The 3,459-nt window shown below is 68.9% G+C and carries 6 protein-coding genes; 3 read left to right on the top strand and 3 right to left on the bottom strand.

All coding sequences use genetic code 11. The features are described from left to right. Positions 1 to 1,079: phenylalanine--tRNA ligase subunit alpha (gene pheS / locus ACT4N3_RS12040; RefSeq protein WP_444855466.1), on the bottom strand; the 1,079-nt coding region annotated here is incomplete at its 3' end. Positions 1,080 to 1,126: 47 nt separating this feature from the next. On the opposite strand from pheS, the gene ACT4N3_RS12035 reads away from it, so the two are divergent. The 3 genes from ACT4N3_RS12035 (at position 1,127) to ACT4N3_RS12025 (ending at position 2,932) form a co-directional block, all read left to right on the top strand. Continuing rightward, positions 1,127 to 2,083, top strand: a complete 957-nt coding sequence (locus tag ACT4N3_RS12035; RefSeq protein ID WP_444855465.1) for a DUF5996 family protein — start codon at positions 1,127 to 1,129, stop codon at positions 2,081 to 2,083. Beyond that, complete coding sequence (locus ACT4N3_RS12030) at positions 2,080 to 2,547, top strand: GreA/GreB family elongation factor (protein ID WP_444855464.1); 468 nt, start codon at positions 2,080 to 2,082, stop codon at positions 2,545 to 2,547. Before ACT4N3_RS12035 ends, ACT4N3_RS12030 begins: the two co-directional genes overlap by 4 nt. Before the next feature lie 121 nt (positions 2,548 to 2,668). Then, entirely contained in the window at positions 2,669 to 2,932 is a 264-nt protein-coding gene (locus ACT4N3_RS12025) for a GlsB/YeaQ/YmgE family stress response membrane protein (protein ID WP_444855463.1), read from the top strand. A 41-nt stretch (positions 2,933 to 2,973) separates the two neighbouring features. Here ACT4N3_RS12025 and ACT4N3_RS12020 read toward each other — a convergent pair whose 3' ends face one another. Both ACT4N3_RS12020 and ACT4N3_RS12015 read right to left on the bottom strand, forming a co-directional pair. Then, positions 2,974 to 3,147: a hypothetical protein gene (locus tag ACT4N3_RS12020; RefSeq protein ID WP_444855462.1), complete on the bottom strand. Its 174-nt coding sequence runs from the start codon at positions 3,145 to 3,147 to the stop codon at positions 2,974 to 2,976. Between the two features lie 73 nt (positions 3,148 to 3,220). Beyond that, on the bottom strand, positions 3,221 to 3,459 hold a 239-nt coding region (locus ACT4N3_RS12015; RefSeq protein ID WP_444855461.1), incomplete at its 5' end, for a short-chain fatty acyl-CoA regulator family protein.

Genomic DNA, 3,459 nt, shown 5'->3' with positions numbered 1-3,459 from the left:
ACGCCTCCCGACAGCGTCGGCACGTCGAGCGCGCGGAAGCCGTAATGCTTCAGCCAGCGGATATCGCCGTCGAAGAAGGCCCTGAGGTCGTCCATGCCATATTTGAGCATCGCCAGCCGGTCGATGCCGCAGCCGAAGGCGAAGCCCTGCCATTCGTCCGGATCGAGCCCGCAATTGGCGATCACGCGCGGATGGACCATGCCCGAGCCCAAGAGCTCCATCCAGTGATCCGAGCCGCCGAGAACGCGCCGGCCGTTCTCGATCGTGTAGCCGACATCCACCTCGGCCGAAGGCTCGGTGAACGGGAAATAGGAGGGGCGCAGGCGCAAAACGATGTCGTCGCGCTCGAAAAAGGCCTTCAGGAAGGTCTCCAGCGTCCATTTGAGGTGGCCGAGCGTGATGCCCTTGTCGATCACCAGCCCCTCGACCTGATGGAACATCGGCGTATGGGTGGCATCGCTGTCGGAGCGATAGGTGCGACCCGGCGCGATCACATAGATCGGCGGCTCCTGGCTCTGCATCGTCCGGATCTGCACTGGCGAGGTGTGGGTGCGCAGCAGCATCTGCCGTCCCTCGGCGTCGCGGCGATTGTCGCCGAAGTAGAAGGTGTCGTGCATCGCCCGCGCCGGATGGGTCTCGGGGATGTTGAGCGCGGTGAAATTGCGCCAATCGTCCTCGATCTCCGGCCCCGTGGCCACGGAGAACCCCAGGTCCGCGAAAATCTCCGCCAGCTCGTCCATCACCTGGCTCACCGGGTGGATCGAGCCTTGCGGCCCCGTCTCGACCGGCAGGCTGAGGTCGAGCCGCTCGGTCGCGAGGCGTTGCTCCAGCGCCGCCGAGTCCAATATCTCCTTCCTGGCCGCAATCGCCTCGGTCACCGCCTCGCGCAGCGCATGGATGCGTGGCCCCTGCCCGGTGCGCTCCTCTGGCGTCATGCCGCCAAGCGTCTTGAGCAGCCCCGTCACCGCGCCCTGCTTGCCCAAAGCGGCCACCCGCTCCGCCTCCAGCGCGGCCAGATCCGCCGCCGCGTCGATGCGGGCGAGCCAGTCGGCTTTCATCCTGTCGAGATCGGCGCTCATGCCGCGGCCCTAGCGATGAGGGCCAAAGGCGTCTAGCAGCCGAGGGCATGGAAAGGGTCTGGCCCGACCTCTCCGACCGAGATCGGCCGACGATCGTCGCGCTGCATCTGTTCTCGCAGGTCGTCGGCAAGGTGCCGACGGCCGTGCTGCCCTGGCGCAACCATGGCTGGCACCTCACGCTTCATGTGACGCCGCGCGGCTTCGCGACCGAACCAATCCACGCGCCGGGCGGCGCCTTCACGCTCGCCTTCGATCTGGTCGAGCACCGGCTGGTCCTGGAGTTCGCGGAGGGACGGGACGGCATCGCGCTCAGGCCGATGGCGGTCGCCGATTTTCACCGCGAGACGATGGCGATGCTCGCCCGCGCCGGCTTTCCGGTCGTCATCCATGACGCGCCGAACGAGGTGGACCCGGCCATCCCCTTCGCCGAGGATCGGGAGCTGCGGGCCTACGATCCGGACAGCGCCCGGCGGCTGCACGGCGCACTGCTCCAGGCCGATCGCGTCTTCCGCCTGTTCCGCTCGTCCTTTCTCGGCAAGGTCAGCCCGGTTCATTTCTTCTGGGGCAGCTTCGATCTCGCCGTCACCCGCTTCTCCGGCCGGACCGCGCCGCGCCATCCCGGCGGCATCCCGAACCTCCCCGACGAGGTGACGCGCGAAGCCTATAGCCACGAGGTGTCCAGCGCCGGCTTCTGGCCCGGCGGTGCGGGCGGCGAGGGCGGGCCCTTCTTCTATTCCTATGCCTATCCCGTGCCCGAAGGCTTCGTCCAAGCGAAGGTCGCGCCAGAGGCGGCGCGCTTCGATGCGGCGCTCGGCGAGTTCGTTCTCGATTATCAGGCGGTGCGATCGGCCGAGAATCCGGACGCGGCGCTGCTCGCCTTCCTCCAGTCGACCTATGAAGCGGCGGCGAACCTCGCCGGCTGGGACCGTGCGACGCTGGAATGCGCGCTCGGCGAGCCCGGCATTCCCCGCGCGCTCGGCGGGCAGAAAGCGGCAGGCCAATGAGCGTCGCCTTTCGGCGGGAGAGGGACGAGGAGCATAAGGAGCCGCGCTTCGAGCTGCCGATTCCGCCCGGCCCGAATCTGGTCACCGCCGCGGGCCTCGCTTTGACCGAAGCGAAGGTGGCGGCGCTGGAGGCCGCCGTCGCCGCCGAGTCGGACACCGAACGGCGCGCCCCGATCGAGCGCGAATTGCGCTACTGGCGCACCCGACTCGCCACCGCCGAGCTCGCTCCGCCGCCGCCCGCGGACGAAGCGGCCTTCGGCAGCCGCGTCACCTTCCGCCTCAATGGCGAGACGCGTGTCTTCGCGATCGTCGGCGACGACGAGGCGGACCCGGCCAATGGCAAGATCGCCTTCTCCGCCCCGCTCGCCCGGGCGCTGATCGGCGCGGGCCCTGGCGATTTTTCGGATTTCGGCGGCAAGGTGGATGCGATCGAGGTGATATCCGTGGCCGCGATCGAGGATTGATCGCAGCGGGCTCGACCCCGTCATGGCCCCACGAAACCGCGCGCCATCGCCGTCGTTGCCTGTTATGCGTCGGGTCGCGAGGCGATCCGGCCCTCGGGTCGCCACGGCAAGGAGACCAAAGATGACCACAGAGTCTCTCGTGATCTTTATCGTCGTTGGCGTTGTGGCCGGCTTCCTGGCCGGGGTTGTCGTCCGGGGCTATGGCCTGGGTCTGGTTGGAAACCTGGTCGTCGGCGTGGTCGGTGCGTTCCTGGCCGGCTGGCTCCTGCCGCGGGTTGGCGTCGCCTTCACTGTCGTCAATCCCCTCGTCACCGCGATCGTGTACGCCACCATCGGCGCGGTCGTGCTCCTGCTGCTGATCGGGCTCGTGCGGCGGTCCACCTGACGGCGTGCGCAACGCGCGCCGCGATCGGCCGAACCGGCCACCTACCCCGCCAGGATCGCGGCGGCCGTCTCCTCGAGGGTTCCGGCGACGAGCAGCGAGCCGCCGCCGACGACGCCGACCTTGGTCTGGCCGTCCTCGTCCGCGCGGAGCCAGGCGATATTCTGCGCGACCACCAGATAATTGCCGCCGCGCGACTTGAGCGAAACGAACTTCATATTGGGCCTCCCGACGTTCCGGGAACGTCTAGGGGCGCGGGTTTTTGTTTCAGGTTAACGCCGCCCCGCCCGGCTAACCGCCAAGGAACGGAAACGGCGACACGGTCTTCCGCGTTTCGTTGACGGTCAGCGTCCGGCCCGCCGGCGGCGCCGCGCGCTGGGGGCAGCGGGGGCGGGGGCACAGCGCGCAGGCGGGGCCGATCGGGGTGACGAGCGGCGCGGCACGGTCGAGGCCGTCGGCGTAGGCCAACTTCGCCGCATGCTTGAGGTCGCAGCCGAGGCCGACCGCGAGCTGGCTGTCCTCGCGGGGAT

This window comes from Sphingosinicella sp. (genome assembly GCF_052388015.1).
Taxonomy (GTDB): Bacteria; Pseudomonadota; Alphaproteobacteria; order Sphingomonadales; family Sphingomonadaceae; genus Allosphingosinicella.
Note: the sequence above shows the minus strand (reverse complement) of the source record. Positions and strands in the feature narration are given on the sequence as shown.

Excerpts from the sequence above, each read along its gene's own strand:
- ACT4N3_RS12035 (WP_444855465.1), top strand. The coding sequence starts at position 1,127 with ATGGAAAGGGTCTGGCCCGACCTCTCCGACCGAGATCGGCCGACGATC.
- ACT4N3_RS12020 (WP_444855462.1), bottom strand. The coding sequence starts at position 3,147 with ATGAAGTTCGTTTCGCTCAAGTCGCGCGGCGGCAATTATCTGGTGGTC.
- ACT4N3_RS12025 (WP_444855463.1), top strand. The coding sequence starts at position 2,669 with ATGACCACAGAGTCTCTCGTGATCTTTATCGTCGTTGGCGTTGTGGCC.
- ACT4N3_RS12030 (WP_444855464.1), top strand. The coding sequence starts at position 2,080 with ATGAGCGTCGCCTTTCGGCGGGAGAGGGACGAGGAGCATAAGGAGCCG.